Source organism: Microbacterium sp. I2, assembly GCF_051364985.1.
In the GTDB taxonomy this organism is placed as follows: Bacteria; Actinomycetota; Actinomycetes; order Actinomycetales; family Microbacteriaceae; genus Microbacterium.
The window spans coordinates 281,237-298,657 of the sequence record NZ_JBLWIH010000022.1 but is presented as its reverse complement, the minus strand read 5'-3'; the positions used below and the strand labels follow the sequence as shown (position 1 = coordinate 298,657).

The 17,421-nt window shown below is 64.1% G+C and carries 15 protein-coding genes; 12 read left to right on the top strand and 3 right to left on the bottom strand.

The genetic code is table 11. The annotated features are described in order from the left end of the window. Positions 1–37: 37 nt before the first annotated feature. From ACLKM7_RS16890 to ACLKM7_RS16880, 3 genes are all read right to left on the bottom strand, one after another. On the bottom strand, positions 38–736 hold the full coding sequence (locus ACLKM7_RS16890) for a CPBP family glutamic-type intramembrane protease (RefSeq protein WP_436448399.1): 699 nt from the start codon (positions 734–736) through the stop codon (positions 38–40). A 14-nt stretch (positions 737–750) separates the two neighbouring features. Next, positions 751–1,263 (bottom strand): hypothetical protein, encoded by a 513-nt coding sequence (locus tag ACLKM7_RS16885; RefSeq protein WP_436448396.1) that lies wholly within the window; start codon positions 1,261–1,263, stop codon positions 751–753. Between the two features lie 365 nt (positions 1,264–1,628). Further along, the gene (locus ACLKM7_RS16880; RefSeq protein WP_436448393.1) at positions 1,629–2,414 is read right to left on the bottom strand and encodes a CPBP family intramembrane glutamic endopeptidase; all 786 of its coding nucleotides are present in this window, start codon (positions 2,412–2,414) and stop codon (positions 1,629–1,631) included. On the opposite strand from ACLKM7_RS16880, the gene ACLKM7_RS16875 reads away from it, so the two are divergent. The 12 genes from ACLKM7_RS16875 (at position 2,335) to ACLKM7_RS16820 (ending at position 17,420) form a co-directional block, all read left to right on the top strand. Beyond that, complete coding sequence (locus ACLKM7_RS16875; RefSeq protein ID WP_436448390.1) at positions 2,335–3,051, top strand: low molecular weight phosphatase family protein; 717 nt, start codon at positions 2,335–2,337, stop codon at positions 3,049–3,051. The genes ACLKM7_RS16880 and ACLKM7_RS16875 overlap by 80 nt on opposite strands. A gap of 82 nt (positions 3,052–3,133) precedes the next feature. After that, complete coding sequence (locus tag ACLKM7_RS16870) at positions 3,134–4,831, top strand: polysaccharide biosynthesis tyrosine autokinase (protein ID WP_436448387.1); 1,698 nt, start codon at positions 3,134–3,136, stop codon at positions 4,829–4,831. Between the two features lie 13 nt (positions 4,832–4,844). Beyond that, on the top strand, positions 4,845–5,726 hold the full coding sequence (locus ACLKM7_RS16865) for a hypothetical protein (RefSeq protein WP_436448384.1): 882 nt from the start codon (positions 4,845–4,847) through the stop codon (positions 5,724–5,726). Positions 5,727–5,812: 86 nt separating this feature from the next. Then, positions 5,813–7,567, top strand: a complete 1,755-nt coding sequence (locus ACLKM7_RS16860) for a DUF4012 domain-containing protein (RefSeq protein ID WP_436448381.1) — start codon at positions 5,813–5,815, stop codon at positions 7,565–7,567. Between the two features lie 55 nt (positions 7,568–7,622). Beyond that, the gene (locus ACLKM7_RS16855; protein ID WP_436448378.1) at positions 7,623–9,485 is read left to right on the top strand and encodes a polysaccharide biosynthesis protein; all 1,863 of its coding nucleotides are present in this window, start codon (positions 7,623–7,625) and stop codon (positions 9,483–9,485) included. Continuing rightward, on the top strand, positions 9,398–10,675 hold the full coding sequence (locus ACLKM7_RS16850) for a DegT/DnrJ/EryC1/StrS family aminotransferase (protein ID WP_436448375.1): 1,278 nt from the start codon (positions 9,398–9,400) through the stop codon (positions 10,673–10,675). Before ACLKM7_RS16855 ends, ACLKM7_RS16850 begins: the two co-directional genes overlap by 88 nt. 1,071 nt (positions 10,676–11,746) lie before the next feature. Beyond that, positions 11,747–12,787 carry a GNAT family N-acetyltransferase gene (locus ACLKM7_RS16845; RefSeq protein WP_436448372.1) on the top strand — a complete coding sequence of 347 codons (1,041 nt, stop codon included), beginning with the start codon at positions 11,747–11,749 and terminating at the stop codon, positions 12,785–12,787. Then, positions 12,777–13,457 (top strand): sugar transferase, encoded by a 681-nt coding sequence (locus ACLKM7_RS16840; RefSeq protein WP_436448369.1) that lies wholly within the window; start codon positions 12,777–12,779, stop codon positions 13,455–13,457. The genes ACLKM7_RS16845 and ACLKM7_RS16840 overlap by 11 nt, the downstream gene beginning before the upstream one ends. Then, complete coding sequence (locus ACLKM7_RS16835; RefSeq protein WP_436448366.1) at positions 13,411–13,959, top strand: GNAT family N-acetyltransferase; 549 nt, start codon at positions 13,411–13,413, stop codon at positions 13,957–13,959. Before ACLKM7_RS16840 ends, ACLKM7_RS16835 begins: the two co-directional genes overlap by 47 nt. Before the next feature lie 185 nt (positions 13,960–14,144). Beyond that, on the top strand, positions 14,145–15,362 hold the full coding sequence (locus ACLKM7_RS16830; protein ID WP_436448363.1) for a glycosyltransferase family 4 protein: 1,218 nt from the start codon (positions 14,145–14,147) through the stop codon (positions 15,360–15,362). Then, complete coding sequence (locus ACLKM7_RS16825) at positions 15,362–16,570, top strand: lipopolysaccharide biosynthesis protein (protein ID WP_436448361.1); 1,209 nt, start codon at positions 15,362–15,364, stop codon at positions 16,568–16,570. Before ACLKM7_RS16830 ends, ACLKM7_RS16825 begins: the two co-directional genes overlap by 1 nt. Before the next feature lie 10 nt (positions 16,571–16,580). After that, the gene (locus tag ACLKM7_RS16820) at positions 16,581–17,420 is read left to right on the top strand and encodes a glycosyltransferase family 2 protein (RefSeq protein WP_436448359.1); all 840 of its coding nucleotides are present in this window, start codon (positions 16,581–16,583) and stop codon (positions 17,418–17,420) included. Position 17,421: the final 1 nt, after the last annotated feature.

Genomic DNA, 17,421 nt, shown 5'->3' with positions numbered 1-17,421 from the left:
GCGTGTCCGCACGGACGTCGCAACCGGCGGGAACACGTCACCACACCAGCAGTGCAACCCCGATCGCGTTGAACACCACGTGCGCGACCACGGCAGCCGCGAGCCGGCGGGTGAGGGCGAACAGGATGCCGCAGCCCACGCCCACGAGAAGCGGGGCGAGCACCGTGCCCCAGGCGACGTTGCCGCCGAGCGGCGAGACGTGCAGCGCGACGAAAGCTGCAGACGACAGAGCGATGCCGACGACCGCCGCCATGACCCTGCCGAGCGACGCACACAGGTCGAGCAGGGCGGCGAGCACGACTCCGCGGAAGAACAGCTCCTCGACCACGGGCGTGATGAGCACCGCGCCGATCGCGAACACCACGATGGCAGCCACCGACACGATGCCGAAGCCTCCGACGAGCGTGCCGCTCGTCGGTGCGACGAGCTCGACGAGCGCGCGCATGATCAGGCCGGCCGCGACGCCGAGCACCGCGTCGGTCCAGCGCCAACCGAGAACCACGCGCCGGAAGAATCCTCGCGACGCGGCGAGCGGGATCGCGAGGACCGCGGCGGCGACGAGCGGTGACAAGAGCACGACGATGTCGAGCGCCCGCGCGACCCACGGTTCCGCAGCCACACCACGCCAGCCGGCCACGACGAGCGCGGCGACGAAGATTCCCGCGATAGCGAGTAGAAGTGCGACCCATGGCCGCCGATAGAACGACGATGACCCCGGGCTCGCGCCCGGGGTCATCGTGGAGTCGTTCGTCAGTTGCCGGCTGCCGCGCGGCGACGGGCAGCGACGGCGGCGACGGCGATGCCGCCGAGACCGAGAGCGCCGACACCGGCCCAGATCATCGCGGCCGGAACCGAGCCACCCGTTGCGGGCAGGCCACCTCCGCCGCCGGCGGCTGCTGCCACCGTGAGGGTGACCGAGCCGAGCACCTCGCCACCAGGTGCGGTGACGGTGACGACGAATGTGCCGGGCGTGGACGGTGCGGTGAAGGTCGCCGAAGCGCTGCCGTTGACAACCGGCTTCTCGACCGAGGTGCCGGTGCCTGCTGCGGCGACGATGGAGGCGAGCGTGCCTCCGTTGGCGCTGAACGTGACGGTGGCGTAATCGCCGAGCTCGGTCGCGGTGATGGTCACCGACTGGCCAGGCGTGAGGGTGGTGTCAGAGGCGGTGACCGGAGCGTCGGCGGGATACGCTGTTGCTGCTGCGGCCGATCCGAAGACGAGGGCGGCGGTGATGCCGACCACGCTGAGTACTTTCTTGAACATTTGGTTGACTCCCGACAGTCAGTGAACGATGCGCGGCGAGGTGCCTTGCGTGCGTTTCGTGACGGCGAAGTCCGGAGGGTGGGCCTGCCGTACCCTGGTCACTCTAACGAGACGCTCAGCCGATTTCCAGGTGGGGTAATAGACGGCTGGGTAAACATACCTGGCTCGGCATGTCCCCCAGATGGGGGACATATCCTCCATACTGCCAAACATCGATCGATCGCAGCGTGCTTATCGAGCGCTATTTGGACCCTGATCGCGCAATCTGCCGATCCGGCTCACGGCCGAATCTCTGAGACAAGATCGCGTACATGACGGAATTTGGTCCTACCACGAGCCGTGACCACGGCTCGTGACCCGCGCATTCACATCAACACAGCACCCGCGGCGACGAGGGCTACCCAGGTCGCGTTGAAGATGACGTGCACCAGCACGGCACCCCATATGCGTCCTGTCAGCAGCACGAGCGCGCCGCAGGTCAACCCCAACAGCAGGAGGGACACCACCTGGTCGAGGGCCATCGCGCTGCCGATCAGCGCGTGCACGGCGATGAAGAGGGCGGTGCTCGTGAGACCCGCCACCACGCCGGCCGCCACCTTTCCGAACGGCCGGCGCATCACTGAGTACAGCGCGATGAGGACGACAGCGCGAAAGAAGAACTCCTCCAGCGGGGCCGCGATCACGATCGATCCCAGTCCTTCGCTCAGCCACCATGAGGTCGGCAGACGGCCGTCAACGAGTGTCACGCTCGGCAGCGAGCCGTCCCCTCTCAGTGCCACGGCGAGCCATCCCTGTGTCAGCCGCAACAGCAGGGCGAGCACGACACCATAAAGCAGGTCCAGCCAGCGCGCACGAAGCAGTCCGACGGGCCGCGACCGGGTGAACCCCCACACGACGGGCACCAGCATCCCGATCCAGATCATCACCAGACCGGCGATCGCAGCCATGGATGATTCCCACAGCGTATTGAGCAGAGTGCCGGCGAGCAGCGTGACACCGAGTGAGATGAGAGCGATGGCGAGCAGGCCCTCGCGCCAGGCTCGCACCGTCCGCCCGCCGAGCCGCCAGTCGGTGCGCGGTGCGCGTCGACGCTGGCCGCGCGTCACCGGGGCGAGCTCGGCGAGTGCGGCGTCGCTAGGCTGGTCGGGCACTCGCCCACGTTATCCGACGCGGAGGACCATCCCATTGTTTGAGATCCTCACGGTCTGCACGGGCAATATCTGCCGGTCCCCTCTCGCCGAGCACCTTCTTCGTGCGCGCCTGGCGTCGTACTCGCCTGTCATAGCGAGCGCCGGCACACGCGGTCTCGCGTCGGCGCCGATGACGGACGAGGCCCTGCAACTCGCGGCCGATCTCGGTGTGCCCGCAGAGGTTGCGGCGACTCACCGATCCCGCTTCCTGCTCGACGCGATGCTCGCGCAGCCCGATCTGATCCTCACGATGACGCGCGATCACCGTCGCGAGGTCGCGGAACTGGCTCCCTCACGGTTGCGCTCGACGTTCACCATCCGCGAGTTCGCTCGCATCGCGTCGACGATGAGCGAGGACGACCTGCGCAACGCCGCCGATGAGGGCGGGACGGATGCCGCAGCCCGCGTCCGCGCAATGGGCATAGGTGTCGCGGCTCAGCGTGGGCTGGCGATGCCCGCGACGACTCCCGATGAAGACGACGTGATCGATCCCTATCGGCGGTCATGGCAGACGTACCAGCTGTCGGCGTCGCAGTTGACACCCGCCCTCGACCAGGTGGTCCGCGCGGTGTCGCTGGCGGTGGAGCCGGCCCGCTGAGTCACCGCACCGGGTGCCTCGTGTGACCCGTGTGACAAAATGAGCCGCAACCAACGCCCGTGGGGGCCACCGGAAGGCGGACATGGAGCTCACCGATTACATCCGGATTCTGCGCAAGAACTGGGTGATCATCGTCGTCGCAACCCTTGTCGGGGTCGGCGTGGCCGCCGTCTGGTCGCTGACGCGCACGCCCGAGTACGAGGCATCGAGCACCGTGTTCGTATCGACCCAGTCCAGCGGGTCGATCCAGGAGTTGCAGCAGGGGTCGACATTCACACAGGCGAGGGTGCAGACCTACTCGCAGCTGGTGACCACCCCGATCGTGATGAATCCGGTGATCGCCGAGCTCGAACTCGAGACCACCGCTGGCAGCCTCGCCACGCAGGTGACGGCCTCCGCCGCTCTGAACACGACCCTCATCACCATCACCGTGACCGACACCGACCCGGTGCGCGCCGCCGATACCGCCAACGCGCTCGCCGCGTCGCTGACGGCTGCGGTCGCAGAGATCGAGGCGGTGCAGGGCCCCGACGGAACGTCGACGAGTCCCGTGCGTCTGTCGCCGGTCGAGAACGCCCTGCCGCCGCTCGAGCCGTCGAGCCCGAACGTCCCGCTCAACCTGGTTCTCGGCGCACTCGTCGGCCTGGCTCTCGGAATCGGTATCGCAGTCCTTCGCGCCGTCCTCGACACACGCATCCGCACGCCGCGCGACGTCGAAGTGCTGACGGATCGCCCCATCATCGGAACCATCGCCTTCGACCCGAAGGCGAGCGAACGCCCTTTGATCGTGCACGCCGATCCGCTCAGCCCCCGAGCCGAGTCGTTCCGCGCTATGCGGACCAACCTGCAGTTCCTCGATCTCGGCGAGAAGTCCTCGTTCGTCATCACATCGAGCGTGCCGACCGAGGGCAAGTCGACCACCACGATCAACCTAGCGATCGCGCTGGCAGACGCCGGAAAGCGTGTTGCACTGCTCGACACCGATCTGCGCAAGCCGAAGGTGGCCGAGTACCTCGGCATCGAGGGCGGGGTGGGCCTAACCGACGTGCTCATCGGTCGCACTCGCATCGGCGACGTGATGCTGCCGTGGGGAGGCCGTCAGCTGTATGTGCTCCCGGCCGGCAAGATTCCGCCGAACCCCAGTGAACTGCTCGGCTCGGAGCGCATGCGGGCCCTGCTCGAGGTGCTCGAACGGGACTTCGACGTCGTGCTGTGCGACGCTCCCCCGCTTCTCCCGGTGACCGATGGTGCGATCCTCGCGAAGGCCACCGGCGGTGCGATCGTGATCGTGGCCGCCGGCAGGACCAACCGCCAGCAGCTGGCGGGCGCGCTTGACGCCCTCGACACCGTCGGCGCGCACATCGCGGGTGTCGCGATGACGATGGTGCCTACGCGTGGACCCGACTCCTACGCGTACGGGTACGGGTACGGCGCGTACGGGTACGTTGACGATTCCAAGAACGTCAAGCCTGGCAAGACCCCGAAGAAGGCGAAGCCCGCAAAGCCGGCGCCCGTCCCGAAGCAACCGAAGGCTCAGACTCAGGCTGCCGCCGGGTCGCCCCGCTCCACTGCCGCCGCTCCCGCTTCGCCGGCGCCCGCCTCGCCGGCTCCCCCACCTGACCGGGCAGCGCGGACGGAATCCTTCGCCCCGCACGCAGCCGCCCCGAATCCAGCGCCTCGCACGCCCGCGCCGGAGGCCGCCGCCGCTGCCGAAAGCAAGCCACTGACGATCGACGACATCATCCGCGAGTCCGGCGGGTCCACGAAGCCGTCCGGCTGAGCGGAGCAGCCGCATGAGATCCTGGGGCGCGTCGCGCTGGATCGCCGTCGCGGCCGTCGCGGCGCTGGCAATTGTGGTCGGTGTGCTGGCGTTCGCGGCCTACCAGCGCGCGAATCCCGAACCGACGCCCGCCGATCCCCGTCCTGTGCCGTCGTTCGACCTCGGTGTGCAGACGCAGACTCCCACGCCGACGAGCCCGATCGCCGCGCCGCTCGCGCTCGAGGCACAGCGGTTCCTGTCGGTCGGCGGGGTCCAGTGGTGGCGTGCGACCGCCGGCGCGTGCGGCGGTCCTGCTCCGGTCGTCGAGCGCTCTCCCGACAGCGGTGAGACTTGGTTCGATGTCACTCCGACGTATCGCGGCATCGCGCAGGTGCAGTCGCTTGACGCGTTCTCGTCTGAGGACGCCGAGATGGTCGCGGCCCTCGCCGACTGCGAGACCCAGGCGCTGCGGACGTACACGAATGGCGAGTTCTGGGAGTCGTATCCCGATGTGCTCGCGATCTCGCGTTTCGTGAACCCGACGGATGCCGCAACCGTCGTCCTGCCATCAGGTCCAGTCGCCGCCCCGTGCGCACAGGCGTGGGGTCTGCGTGCTTCGGGTGACACCATCGCCCTCTTGTGCGACGGTCGCGTTTGGAGCCGGTCCGGCACCGAGTGGCAGCAGCTCGCCCCCGAAGGCGCCGTCGCGCTGACTCCAGACGGTTCAGACGTGATCGTGGCGCACACAGCCCCTGATTGCGCCGGGCTCGCCCTGTCTCGCGCCACTCCCGAATCGTCGTCTCCCATCGCGTGTGCCGGGGGCTTGGACGCCGCCGCTCCCACCGCGATCGACCTCAGCGGCCCCGACCTCTATCTCTGGTCCGGCGACTCCTTCACGTCGGTCCCACTCCCCTAGCTGCGCCGCCTCCGTTGTGGGCTCGCCCGCCGACCCACCTGCCAGGTCGGAACCGACTCTCAGGCAGTCCGCGTTAGCCTCGACGGGTGGCATCCCGCAATCCATCCGTCTCGCGCGCAGGCCGAGTGTTCGCGTGGTGCCTCGGGGCGCTCCTCATCATTGCCCTGGTCGGCATCGCCTGGATCGGTGTGCGAGGCCTCATGGCCTACTCCCACCTCCAGGCCGCCCGCACGGGGCTCGTCGCGGTTGCCCAGTCCGCAGACCAGTCTGTCGATCCCGCGGCCCTGTCCTCCGTCGGCGAGGATTTGCGGGCGGCGCACGAGCTCACCAGCGATCCTCTGTGGCGAGCGGCTGAGCGTCTGCCCTGGATCGGACCGCAACTGGCCGCGGTGAGCGCGGTGTCTTCGGCGGGCGCTGATCTCTCCGAATCCACGCTCGCTCCCGTCGCGGATCTCGCCGCCAGCTTCTCACTGGATGCCTTCCGGCCGGTGAACGGCCAGATCGACATGGCTGTGCTCACCGGCCTTCGCGATACGGCGCTCGCGGCATCGGCGGGGCTCGACAGTGCGGTCGCCGAGCTGTCGGCCGTCGACCGGTCATCGCTGCTTCGTCCGATCCGTGAGCAGGTGGATGAGCTCGAGGATCAGCTCGACGCCGCCTCCACGCTGGGCGAGGCAGCGGTAGCACTTCCGTCGATGCTCGGGGCAGACGGTCCGCGCACGTGGCTCCTCCTCTTCCAGAACAATGCGGAACTGCGGTCCCTCGGCGGGATGCCTGGGGCCACCGCCGTCATCACCGCAGACGCGGGGCGCATCTCGCTCGATGACCGGGGCACCGCGAGCATCCCCCGATTCGACGAACCGGTCGTCGATCTGGGCGCGGAGCGGATCGGGATCTACGGCGAGAGGCCTGCCGTGTGGTTCTCGGGCACGACGATCCTGCCCGAGTTCGCCGAAGCTGCTGTCTCGGCTCGTGAGATGTGGAAGCGCGCTCACGGCGTCGAAGCCGACGGTGTGGTGTCGCTCGATCCGTTCGCGCTGTCGTATCTACTCCGGGCGACGGGGCCGATCACACTTCCCACTGGCGAGGTCCTGACGAGCGAGAATGTCGTCGACGTGCTCCTGCGTCAGGTGTACGTGGACTATCCCGACCCGCGAGTGCAGAACGATGTGTTCGCGAGCGCCACAGCGGCGGTCTTCGGTGCCGTTGTGGGTGGCGCGGCCAACCCGACCGCGATGATCGGCGCGCTCGCACAGGCCGCGGAGGAAAGACGCCTGCTGCTCTGGAGCAGCGTCGAAGACGAGCAGTCGCTGTTTGCGGGCGCTGATCTCGCAGGATCGCTCCCGGCGACAGATGGCGGTGTCGCACGCTTCGGGGTGTACCTGAACGACGGCACCGGGTCGAAGCTCGGCCCCTTCCTGGATGTCGACGTTCAGGTCGAGTGGGACGAGTGCGCCGCAGCGTCAGCCGGCTCGTCTCGTAGCGCGACGCTCGTGGTGAACCTTGCGAACACTGCCCCGGCGGATGCCGCCGCGAGTCTTCCCAGCGCGATCGCGGGAGGAAACTACGGCGTACCTGCCGGGGTTCTCAGAGTTGTGAGCTACATCTACCTCCCCGAAGGCGCGGAGCTGATGTCGACCGAGGGCATCCCCGTCGGCGCCTTCGGCGGCGGCTTGGACGGCGGCCATCGCGTGCTGTCTCACCAGGTCGACCTGCCGCCGGGTGGAACATCCACCGTGCGGGTAAATGCGGATCTCGATGCCCTCGCCGCTTCCGCCTTGGCCGCGGAAGTCACACCGGGTTTCGGGGTGTCGACGGTTGCATCGAGCTGCAGCCGCTGACGGGCCGAGGCCGTCTGTTACCTCGACCCGGAGAACGTCTTCCTCATGAGGTACGGTGTCGTGGGTGACAGGTCGAAGGGTTCTGATCGGGCAGAACACCAAGCCTAAGCGAGTCGCTTTCGTGCGATTCGGGTCCCGGTTTCTGCTCGACGCCGCAGCGTGGACGATAGCGATCGTCCTCGCATTCTGGCTGCGTTACGAGTTCGCGATACCAGCTGCGTCGATCGGACCGATGCTGTGGCTCGTGGTGGTCACAGTGCTCGAGCAACTCCTCATGGGCTTCGTCTTCGAGCTGTACCGCGGGCGTTTCAGCTTCGGAAGCATCGAAGAGGTACGCGCCCTCGCCTTCTCGGTGATCTCCACCTCTGTCCTTGTTGGCCTGCCGGTCATGGTGTTCGCCACCGGCATCGGGATTCCGCGCAGCATCTTCCTGATCGCGACTCCGATCGCGCTCGTGCTGATGTTCGTTACGCGATTCTTCAAGCGGCTCGCTCTCGAGCAGAAGCGCAAGCCCAAGGCAGACATGACGCTCACCTTGATCTATGGGGCGGGCGCCCTTGGGAGTGCGCTCGTGCGGCAGATGGCGGCCGACCCCGAATCCGAGTACCGCCCGATCGGTCTGATTGACGACGACCCACTGAAGCGGCCGGTGCAGGTTCGAGACGTACGCGTTCTCGGTACCTTCGATGATCTGCCGCGCATTGTCGAACGTACGCAGGCCAAGCTTCTCGTCGTTGCCATCCCACGCGCTGACTCAGCGACGCTCCGACGTGTGCAGGACGCCGCGATGGACCTCGATCTGCGAGTGAAGGTTGTGCCGTCGTTCAGTGCGCTCATCAGTGGCCAGTCGGGCCCCGGCGACCTCCGCGACATCTCGATCGAAGACCTCATCGGTCGCAACCCGGTCGACACGGATGTGAAGTCGATCGCCGGCTATCTGACGGGTAAACGCGTTCTCGTCACCGGGGCCGGCGGTTCTATCGGATCAGAGTTGTGCAAGCAGATCGCCGGGTTCGGGCCGTCCGAGCTGATCATGCTCGACCGTGACGAGACAGGGCTGCAGCAGGCGCAGCTGGGCACCTTCGGACATGGGCTGCTCGACACGAAGGACGTGGTGCTCTGCGACATCCGCGATCCCTCCGCGCTTCAGCTCGTCTTCGATGAGCGCCGTCCTGAGGTCGTCTTCCATGCGGCGGCACTCAAGCACCTGCCGATGCTTGAGCAGTATCCGGACGAGGCCTGGAAGACGAACGTTCACGGATCGCTCAACGTGATCAACGCGGCCCGATCAGTACAGGTAGGGACGTTCATCAACATCTCGACCGACAAAGCAGCGAATCCCACGAGCGTGCTCGGGCATTCGAAACGTGTGGCTGAGAAGCTCACGGCGTGGGCGGCTGAACTGACCGGCATGAGATACCTATCCGTGCGGTTCGGCAACGTCATCGGCAGTCGGGGCTCGATGCTCCCAACCTTCCGCTCCCTCATCGAGGCGGGCGGCCCCGTGACGGTTACGCACCCGGATGTCACGCGCTACTTCATGACCATTCCCGAAGCGTGTCAGCTGGTCATCCAGGCGGGCGGCATCGGCCGGCCGGGCGAGATCCTCATTCTCGATATGGGAGAGCCTGTCCGTATTCTCGAGGTCGCCAAGCGCATGATCGCGATGTCTGGCAAGCGCATCGAGATTGTCTTCACGGGCCTGCGCGACGGAGAAAAGCTGCATGAGGAGCTCGTAGGCAGCAGTGAGAGCCTCGAGCGCCCCTTCCATCCCAAGATCTCTCACACTCGCGCCGATGCCATCACGCCCGAACAGCTCGACCAATCGGATTGGATGACCCGCATGTTCGCGCAGCCACGCAACAACGACACAGCCATCATCCAGCCCGTACGCGTAACGCCGGAGTCTGCACGGTGAACGAACGCATCTATATGTCATCCCCGGACGTCGGTCAGCTCGAGGAAGAAGCACTCGTTCGAGCGCTTCGCTCGGGCTGGGTGGCGCCTCTCGGCCCTGAAGTCGATGCGTTCGAGCGCGAAGTCGCCGAGCGAGTCGGCGTGGCGCACGGGGTCGCCCTCAGCTCCGGCACTGCCGCCCTTCACCTGGGCTTGATCGCTCTGGGCGTCGGACCCGGCGACGTCGTACTCACCTCCTCCCTGACATTCGCGGCGACGGCCAACGCGATCGTCTACACGGGTGCGGAGCCGTACTTCATCGACGCGCTGCCCGACACTGGCAACATGAACCCGGCGTTGCTGCGCGAGGCGCTGGTTTCCCTACGGGCAGCGGGCGAACGCGTCGGAGCGATCGTGCCCGTCGATCTGCTGGGAAAGGCCGTGGATTACACGACGATTCTCGCGATCGCCGACGAGTTCGACGTGCCCGTGCTCGCTGACGCCGCGGAATCGCTCGGCGCCACTCATCGCGGCAAAGCGGCCGGCAGCTTCGGAAGAGCGTCGATCGTCTCGTTCAACGGCAACAAAATCATGACGACATCGGGCGGGGGGATGCTCCTCACCGACGACGAAGAGTTCGCCGCCCACGTGCGATACCTCGCGACGCAGGCCCGGCAACCCGTGGTTCATTACGAGCACATCGACATCGGCTATAACTACCGCATGAGCAACCTGCTGGCGGCACTCGGTCGCGCGCAGCTCGCTCGGCTCGACGAGATGATCGCTCGCCGACGTGAGATGCGGGAGGCGTACAAGGACCTGTTCAGCGAGGTCGACGGCGTGGAGGTGTTCGGCGCAGACGGCGATGAGAACGACAATGTCTGGCTCACGTCGATCCTGGTCGACAAGAGCATCGCCGAATGGGCGCCGAGTGACCTAGCCACGGCCCTTGCCCAGAGCAACATCGAGAGTCGTCCCCTTTGGAAGCCCATGCACATGCAGCCCGTCTTCGCAGATCGTCGTGGCACGATCGACGGAAGTTCGGAGCGGCTTTTCGCAATGGGGCTGACATTGCCCAGCGGCTCCGTACTCGACAACCGCCAGCGCGAGCGCATACTGGCGGCTACCCGGGGCGTTCTCACGCGCCGCGCTGGGAGCCAATCGCGCAATACAGCGTTCACTCTGCCGCTTGGCACGCCCACGGGAGAATGACGTGACATTGGACGGACCCGACGTGGTCACCACTCCGATCGGATCTGATTTCTCCAGTGTCGCCGATTCTTCGCTTAACGTCGCAGCGGTCGATCCCCCCTGGGAGCGGAGCGGCACCGTTACCGAGTACGTGCAAACCGGGCGGCAGGCGCTGGCATCTGTGGAGCGCGTACTAAGGAAGAGGGGATACAGACGTCTCGCTGTACCCTCACACCTCTGCGACAGCATGCTCCAGCCCTTCCTAGCGGCGGGTTGGGATCTTGCGCCAATCAAGATGGGCAGATCCGTTCAAATCGACGTAGACCACCTCAGAGAGGTTGTATTCGAGAGTCACCTGGATACAGCTGTGCTTACAGCTGAGTACTTTGGTCGACTGCCGACTATCGAATACCAGGCCGCACTCGAGCACCTCGCTGCGCACGGAATACCGGTCATCGAGGACGAAACTCATCGACCGTTCCGTCCAGGGCGCGTCCTTGCAGAGTTCTTTATTGGGAGCCTTCGAAAGCTGCTGCCGGTCGCGGATGGCGCGTATATCCGTCACTCAGGACAGAGGTCGCTCCTTCCGACAAGCCCACTGCCCGCTGATGAAACAAGATGGCAAGCGATGGATGCAAAGCGTGACGCAACCAACGCAAACGAACGTGCCGCGTCCAGAAACTTGTTGGTGGCGGCAAACCGGCGGCTGGAGGGGACGTGCAAGCCAACCCATGCGACGCACCGAAGCCTCGATGCGATCCGACGCTTGCCTTATTCGACGCTCGCTGGACGGCGAGTAGACAACGCGCGCGCGCTCACGGAGCTGCTGACATCGTCAGCGATCAGCGTCATAAACCCGCCATCGGATGAAGCTGTCCCAAGCCATCTCGTCGTGGTGGTCCCAAATGCGGCAACTATTCAACGACAACTGTCGGAGCAGGGGATATTCGCTCCCATTCACTGGTCCCGATCACGGATCCTTCCCCCGACGATTCCGTGGCGTACTGACTTGCTGTCCCTGCCAGTCGATCATCGATATGGAACGCGAGATATGGAACGGGTTGCTCGTGCGCTGGCATCCGTGATTACGACATGATTCTCCATGCCCGCGACACCGAGCCTCGAGCCATCCCGAGCCTGTACTTCAGCGCGGCCTACGGTATCGCCAACGCGGAACACTTAGGGGGCCGGTGGGTTACTGTCGCCGACGACGCTGGCACTTGGCAGATGCCGCTCATCATTCGGAAAGACGAAACCGGCGTCATCGATGCCGCCACTCCCTACGGCTACGGCGGGATATTCATCTCTAGGTCGATGTCTGATCGCGTCCTTCGCGCAGCGTGGGGCTCCGCACGTTCACTGCTCGAGGATATGGGAATCGTCTCGGTGTTTCTCCGATTCGCGCCGTTCCTCACTAACAGCTCGGAGCGGGCAAGGGAGCTCGACGGCCTCGACGTCCGGCAGACCTCGCATACAATCGCCGTCCCGGTTCTCGATGCCGACGCAATGTGGACTGCGATGAAAGGCCGCGCGCGTACCGCAATCCGCAAGGCAACCGCACAGGGTCTCACCGCGAACATCGAGAGCATCTCGGAGTCCATCCTGTCCGCCGACGACCCATTCCGTGTGTTGTATGCATCGACGATGGATCGTCTCGGCGCCGGCAACAGCTACTACTTCGGAGAGAGCTACTACCGATATCTCAGCGCAGCCGCCGCCAATCAAGTGCAAGTTGCTTCAGTTCGTGACGCGACCGGCCGAGTCGTGGCGGCTGCGCTAGTGCTGTGCGACGACACCGTCGCTCATTACCATCTTTCTGGTTCTGACCCCGTGGCGGCGCGCGACGGTGCCAACAACCTTCTCATCTGGTCGATCATGAAATGGAGCGCGGAGCAGGGGTATCACTCGGTCCATCTTGGCGGCGGTGTCCGCCCTGAAGACACGCTCTTCCGATTCAAGGATTCGTTCGGTGGCACACATCTTCCGTTTCGCGTCGGCCGCTTGGTAGTGGACGAAAAGCGCTACCACGAATTGGTTGCGGCGCGGGCGTCCCAGTTGCGGTGCGATCCAGCCGATCTAGTTCGAGCGGACTACTTTCCCGCGTACCGGTCGGAGCCCAAAGATGCGAGCTAGATCTTACCTTCGGTGGCGACAGTGTGTTGACAGGGCGCTCGCACTCGTACTGCTCATCATCACGGCTCCAATTCTTTGCGGTGTCGCAATCGCGATTCGGGTGTCACTCGGTCAACCGGTCTTCTTTCGGCAGGAGCGTGTCGGGCAGTATGGCCGGCGCTTTTCGATTGTCAAATTTCGCACAATGGTCAGCAACGCTGAGCAACTAGGCCGCGGTTATATGCCAGCGGAACTTCAACTTGTGCCACCTCTGGGCGCGTTTCTTCGTAAGACGAGCCTCGACGAGTTACCGCAATTACTCAACATTCTCCGCGGAGAGATGAGCTTCGTCGGGCCAAGGCCGGTGTTGCCGGATCAGTTCCGCCGATATACCCCAGAACAAGAGCGTCGAGTCGTGGTCCCTCAGGGGCTGACAGGGCTTGCACAGGTGCGCTATCGCAACGAGGCTCCCTGGTCCGTTCGAATAGAATCAGACCTCGAATACGTCGACCGCGTCAGTCTGAGGCTCGACGCCGCCATCTGGGCAGCCACGGTGCGACGGGTGCTTCGAGCAGATGGCGTTCGCTTAGACCAGGTAGCAGCGGACGTCGACGATCTCGGCGAAGCCGAAAGGAGCGGGCGCGATGACCCACCACCCCAGAGTCCGTCTACGACCAATCGAAAGGTCTGATCTCACCTTCCTCCGAGACCTCGCGAACGAGCCAGCAGTTCGCGCAAGCGTAGTGGGCTGGGATTGGCCATTATCGCTCGCTGGCCAAGAGCGATGGTTCGACAACGGATTCGATTCAGCATCGACGCGACGATTCATCGTCGAGGATGAGAATGGTCTTGCGATCGGGCTAACCGGTCTCTGGGATATCGACTGGCACAATCGCTCCGCATTGACGGCGCTGAAACTAGGTGGTCGGCCCAACGTCCGCGGACGCGGCTACGGCAGATCTGCTGTAGGAGCGGTCATGGACTTCGCCTTCTTAGATGTCGGCCTACACCGCTTACATAGCACGATTATTCATTCTAATGCCGCCTCACGCGCGCTCTACGTCCGCAAGTGCGGGTGGACTGAAGAAGGCACTTTGCGCCAGCACGTATGGCGTGACGGGAGATTTGAAGACCTTGTGCAGGTCGGAATCCTCGTGGACGAGTACATCGAATGGTCAAAGGGAAGCCTTTGATCGTCTGGCGCGGCAGTCGATTGACAAACCGAACCGCCTGGCCGAGCTCGGCGCGTCGCCTCGCCACGATTCATGCCCATCGGAGTCTTGGCAAGGTGAGTCCGACGATCATTACGGAACCCCAAGTGTTTCGTCCGCACGCCACTTTCCACTTGTGAAGGAGAAGGTTGAATGGTCACTGCCGCATGACGCGCCTTTTGTATCTACACCAGCACTATCGCTCTCCCGAAGAGAGCGGTGGCACGAGGTCACATGAGTTCGCCAAACGGTTAGCCCGCGCGGGATATGACGTCCACATCGTGGCGTCAGATCAGTCGGCTGGCGAAGCGCGGGGCTGGACGCGTACTTCTCGCGACGGATACACCGTCCACAGGGTCCATGTTCCGTACACGAACCAGATGACGTATCGACAGAGAGCGTTTGCTTTTATCAGGTTTGCGGGGCTGGCGAGCGTCCGCGCGCGTGCTCTTCGATCGGACCTGATCTTGGCGACGAGTACACCGCTCACGATCATCTTGCCTGCGCTGTTTGCCAAAGCATTTCGTCCCGTGCCGCTTGTCTTCGAAGTACGGGACCTATGGCCCGAGATGCCCATCGCGGTGGGCGCCTTACGCAACCCAGTGCTGAAACGGGCAGCGACTTGGTTGGAGCGGCTCGCCTATTGGAGCGCCGCGCACATCATCGCGTTGTCGCCAGGAATGAGGGATGGAGTGGTCCGAACGGGCGTCGACCCGGGAAAAGTCACTGTCATCCCGAACGCCGCCGACCTCGATCTATTCGCTCCGCCGGCGGACGGTGCCCAGTGGGTGAGCCAGCATCCCGAGCTGTATGGTCGCAAGCTCGTCGTGTATTGCGGAACGCTCGGTCTGCTCAACGGCACACGTTACCTCGCGGAGGTGGCGGCACGCACTCGCGTGAGTAACCCGGAACTCGCCTTTGTTGTCATCGGTGACGGTGCCGAACGCGACGTGCTACTAGCGCACGCGCGCCACCTGGGCGTCCTCGGAGAGAATTTTTTCGTACTGCCGCCGGTGCCGAAGGCCGAAGTCGTACAAGTTCTCGCGGCCGCCACCGTTTCTACATCACTCTTTCTTCCCATTCCAGAGATGGAGGCGAACAGCGCCAACAAGTTCTTCGACGGCCTCGCCGCGGGGAGGCCAGTTGTCATCAACTACGGTGGATGGCAGAAGGACTTGCTCGAGGAGCATTCAGCAGGCATCGCGTTGAACTCGTCCGACTTCGACGATGCGGCTGACGCGTTGAAGACGCTGCTCGGTGACGAAGATCAGCTAAGGGCCGCGGGACGTAGCGCAAGACGACTCGCGGAGAGTGAATTCGGGCGCGATTCGGCCGCAGAAGCCCTCCAGGAAGTACTTCGCGGCGTGGCTGGGCATCCCGTCTGATGGCTTTCATCAGGCAGATGGCCGGATACGGCGTCGCAAAAGTCTTACCGGGGCTAATCGGTCTAATCACCGTCCCGCTTTGGATACGGCTGTTCGGTGACGCTTCGTACGCGATGTATACATCGATCTGGGTGGTGACGAACTTCAGCGCCTCCGTCGCAGTGGGCTGGCTTCGGCAAGGGCTTCTGAGATACGCAGGCAATTCGAAGTTCAGTCTGGGTACCGTTCCGCTCCTCACCCTATTCGCGTGCGTGGTGATCGGCGCATTTCCCCCTGTTGTCTTGACCATCATAATGGTCAGCCAACAAGATAGCGCGCCAGGGATATTTCTCGCAACTATTGCATATGCCGTGCTCAATTCTTTATACCTTGTTGTTCAGGCACAGACGCAGCGAGACGGCGAAGCGAATCGATACGCCGTGGCTGAATTCATTCGCGCCGTTGTGGCTTTGGCAGCGAGCGTGCTCCTCGGGGAGACGATGGGAGTGGCCCCCGCATCGGCCATGGTCGGCGGGTACGCGATCTCGACCTTATTGGCGCTCGTGACTCTTCGAGTTCGTCGGTCGTCAGGATCGCGAGGCACTCGAACCTCCGCGGTCGGTCGCGTGCTCTGGACGTACGGCTGGCCGATGTCGATCTGGTTAGCGCTCGCGCAGGTGTTGGCTTACTTCGACCGTCTTATCCTCATTCCATATGTAAGCGCCGCCGAGATCGGACAGTACGCCGCAGTAAGCGACCTCATCGTGAGAGGTGTTGGAATGGTCGCCTTTCCGATCACGATGGTGGCGCATCCGGTCATCATGACGCGATGGAACGCCGGTCATCACATCGAGGCTCTGCGCGCCAATCGCCATTTCCTCGGTCTTACGGCCCTCGCCGGACTCGCATGCGTCGTCGTCCTGACGTTTGCAGGCAGACCTCTGATCGAGTGGCTTCTCGGCACGCCCGCCCCTGACCTACTCCTCATCGTGGCACTGGCCGTGGGGGGCGGGATGTGGCAAGTTGCACTACAAGCGCACAAGCCATTGGAACTCGCCGGGCGAACAAAGCTGATGACGGTCATGCTAGCGCTCGTCTGCGTCCTCACACTTGCTGCTCTGATCATGCTGGTGCCCGCGTTCGGTACGAATGCCGCGGCAGTGATCTTCGCCATGGGCGCCACCGCCTACGTTATCGGCTCAGTAATCGCGAGCCGCAGTGTTAAATGAGGAAGGTTGAATGTCCGCCAGCCAACGGATAGAAATTGTCGTAGTTTCATATTTCGGCGCCAAGGATCTCGCGAATCTTTACGAGAGTCTCAGAGCACAGAGTCATAAAGAATGGCGCCTAACTGTGGTCGACAACTCGCAATCGATGGATCAGGCCGCGATGATCGCACAACTGGTTGAAGGTGAGGAGCGCGCACGTTTAATACGTTCGGACGAGAACGTTGGCTACTTCGGCGCAGCCCGCCTAGGCCTCGCGGACGCCCCGATCGGCGCGAACCCACTGGTCGTGTCTAACGCGGATATTGTCTTCCCTTCACCTGATGTCCTCGCGGCAATTGCACGCGCGGCGGTCGAAGCGCCCGACGACCTCGGCATGTTGGCACCCAGCATCGTCTCGCAACGGGATGGATGGGACCAGAATCCCCTACTGGTGCGGCGGCCTACGGTCGCGGAACAAAAGGTTCGCATGAATCGAATGTCGTCCGTCTACCGCGCGCAATTCACTGCATTAGCGTCGACGGCGAAACGTCGCTTCAACACGAGGCCACCGCTGAACGCGAACGATTCGAGCGACATCTACGCGCCGCACGGCTCGTTCTTAGTCTTCCTACCTACATACTTCCAACACGGTGGCGACCTCGCGCATCCACTCTTCCTCTTTGCAGAGGAACTCACAGTTGCAGAGAAGACCCGCGCGCTTGGACTACGGGTTGGCTACCGGCCAGATATCCGGCTTGAACATGTGGCTCACGCGCAGATTGGGGTACTGCGATCCCGTAGAGTCTTGCAAGCGATGGTCGCCGCGGCCCGCTACGGACACGACCTCATCGCACGGAACGACGGAGCGTAGT